Annotated in this window: 3 protein-coding genes; 2 read left to right on the forward strand and 1 reads right to left on the reverse strand. The window is 66.8% G+C overall.

Annotated features, from left to right (window positions below; genetic code table 11):
* The coding region (locus HUK84_RS14610) for a DUF932 domain-containing protein (protein ID WP_176640937.1) at nucleotides 1-1,008 on the forward strand (1,008 nt) is incomplete at its 5' end.
* Nucleotides 1,009-1,085: 77 nt separating this feature from the next.
* Here the strand turns inward: HUK84_RS14610 and HUK84_RS14615 are convergent.
* Nucleotides 1,086-1,361, reverse strand: a complete 276-nt coding sequence (locus tag HUK84_RS14615; protein ID WP_176640938.1) for an HU family DNA-binding protein — start codon at nucleotides 1,359-1,361, stop codon at nucleotides 1,086-1,088.
* Between the two features lie 89 nt (nucleotides 1,362-1,450).
* Between HUK84_RS14615 and HUK84_RS14620 the strand changes: the two genes are divergently transcribed.
* Entirely contained in the window at nucleotides 1,451-2,515 is a 1,065-nt protein-coding gene (locus HUK84_RS14620; protein WP_176640939.1) for a DUF7146 domain-containing protein, read from the forward strand.
* The last annotated feature ends 119 nt before the right edge of the window (nucleotides 2,516-2,634 follow it).

The raw sequence follows: 2,634 nt of genomic DNA on the forward strand, positions 1-2,634 counted from the left end.
ACCGTCGAAAGCCGCGCCATCCGCGTCGAGGCCAGCCGCGACAATGCCGCGCGCCTGACCCTGGCGCTGCCGGGGCAGGCCGAGCCCGTCGCGCCAACGCACTGGTCGTTCGGCCAGTTGTCCAGCCTGGTCGGCGCACCGTCTTCCTATCTGCGCAATCTTCCCGCGCCGCTGGCGGCGATCAATCTCCAGCACGGCCTGCTGTCGCATCGCACCGAACTGGTGAAGACGCTGGAAACCGACGACGGACGCGTCGAACTTCGCGCCGTGACCGGCCCCGATTATGGGCGCGTATTCGACCATGAACTGGTCGGCGCCGTCCGCAAGATCGCGGGCGACGGCACGGGTGATACCAACTGGAAGGTGCCCGGTGTCATCGACTGGTCGACTCTGACCCACAATCCCTATGTCGACGTCACCAAGGAGACGACGACGCTCTATGCTTCGGACAGGGACGTCTTCGTATTTCTCGTTGACGATACGCACCCGATCGTGGCCGGCCGGTTGCCGAACGGGGAGCCTGATCTGTACTTCCGCGGCTTTTACGCCTGGAATTCGGAAGTCGGCAGCAAGAGCCTGGGGATCGCTTCGTTCTATCTGCGGGGCGTTTGCCAGAATCGGATGCTGTGGGGCCAAGAAAATTTCGAACAGATCACGATCCGGCATAGCAAATTCGCGCCGTCGCGCTTCGTGCATCAGGCCGCGCCGGCGTTGCGGAATTTCGCCAACGCCAGTCCGTCGTCTTTCACCTCGGGTATTCAGGCGGCGCGCAAGGCGATCGTTGCACGGGATGACGACGCTCGCGAGAGCTTTCTGCGCAAGCGCGGCTTCTCCAAGCCGGAGACGGCAACGATCATCGAGACAGTGCTGCGCGAGGAGCAGAGGAAACCCGAGACGATCTATGATTTCGTGCAGGGTATCACGGCGCTGGCCCGCACCAAGGCCAATCAGGACGTCCGGCTCGATCTCGAAGGCAAGGCCCGCAAGCTGATGGAGGCGGTCGGATGAGCGGCAGGGCGACAAGAGTAAGGTCGGTCTGTCAGGGGGCGGCGGCGCAAGTCCGCCGCCTTTTGTCTGTCCGGCATTCAGCCGTTCAGGCTGTCCCTGAGCGCCTTGGCGGGCGTGAAGGTCAGCTTGCGCGACGCGGCGATGGTGATCGTGGCGCCGGTGGCGGGGTTGCGGCCTTCGCGGGCGGGAACGTCCTTGACCTTGAACTTGCCGAGATCGGGAAGGGTCACCTCGTCGCCGGCTTTCGCGGCATCGGTCACCGCCGCGACCAGGGCGTCGACGGCTTTGCGCGCGTCGGTCTTGGTAAGGTCGGCGGCGCTGGCGATATGATCGACCAGTTCGGTAATCTTCATCTACGGTTCCTTTTCGATGCGGGCTGTGGCCCGTCCGCACCGCCGTTAGCGGCAGATTATGGCGGCATCAAGCCTGCCGGGAGGGCGCAATGACTGGACATGGCAGAGCGGATGCCGGCGATCTGGCCCGCCGTCTGGCGGAGCAGGTCGAGGCGGTCTGCCGCCATTATCTCTCGGCCGGGCGGCGATATGGCAATTACTGGCTGGTCGGCGATGTGCGTAATACGGCGGGCCGGTCGATGTATGTGCGCCTGCACTGCCCATCGGAAGGTCGCAGGGCGGCCGGGCGTTGGGCTGATGCAGCCTCGGGTGAATATGGCGACCTGCTGGATGTCATCCGCGAAAGCTGCGGGTTGCTCGATTTCCGCGACGTTGCCGACGAGGCGCGCGCGTTCCTCAGCCTGCCGCATCCGGAGCCCAGGCCGGTATCGCGCGCGGACCATCCGGCGATCGACCGTAGCCCGTCCGGTTATACGGAAGCGGCGCGGCGCTTGTGGGTGATGACCCGTCCACTGCCCGGCACGCTGGCGGCGGCCTATCTGCGGCATCGCGACCTGAAACGGCTTCCCGACAGCACGGCGCTGCGCTTTCATCCGACCTGCTACTATCGCCCGGACGATGACGGTCCCACGGAGACCTGGCCGACGCTGATCGCCGCCGTCACCGATCTCGACGGCACCCTGACCGGCGTGCATCGGACCTGGCTGGCGGCGGACGGGAGCGGCAAGGCCCCGGTCGATGTCCCGCGCCGGGCGCTGGGAGACCTGCTCGGTCATGCCGTGCGCTTCGGTGTGGCATCCGATGTGCTGGCCGCCGGGGAAGGGATCGAGACAGTCCTCTCGCTCCGGCAGGTCCTGCCCGATCTGCCGCTGACCGCCTGTCTCTCCGCAGGCCATCTCGCCGCCATGGTCTTCCCGCCGCTGTTGCGCCGTCTCTATGTCGTGCGGGATGACGATCCGGCCGGAGACCATGCGTTGGAGACTCTCGCCGGGCGCGCCCGCGACGCCGGGATCGACCTGATTGCCCTGTCGCCACGGCTGGCGGATTTCAACGATGATCTCCGCCATCTCGGTCCCGCCGCGCTGCGGGCGATCCTGCATCCCCAGCTTGCCCCGCAGGACGTGGCGCGGTTTCTGGAGACGGCACCCCCCTGAAGCGGGCCGGGAAGGGGGCGGGCGGGTTTCGTCTGCCCGGCCGGTTCAGGGTCTTTGCTTCGGCGGCCTGGTCGCGCCCACGGCCTTTCGGGTGGGGAGCGGGCGGCAGCCGGGCCGGG

This window comes from Nguyenibacter vanlangensis (assembly GCF_013376155.1).
Lineage (GTDB): Bacteria > Pseudomonadota > Alphaproteobacteria > Acetobacterales > Acetobacteraceae > Gluconacetobacter > Gluconacetobacter vanlangensis.

Excerpts from the sequence above, each read along its gene's own strand:
- HUK84_RS14615 (WP_176640938.1), bottom strand. The coding sequence starts at position 1,361 with ATGAAGATTACCGAACTGGTCGATCATATCGCCAGCGCCGCCGACCTT.
- HUK84_RS14620 (WP_176640939.1), top strand. The coding sequence starts at position 1,451 with ATGACTGGACATGGCAGAGCGGATGCCGGCGATCTGGCCCGCCGTCTG.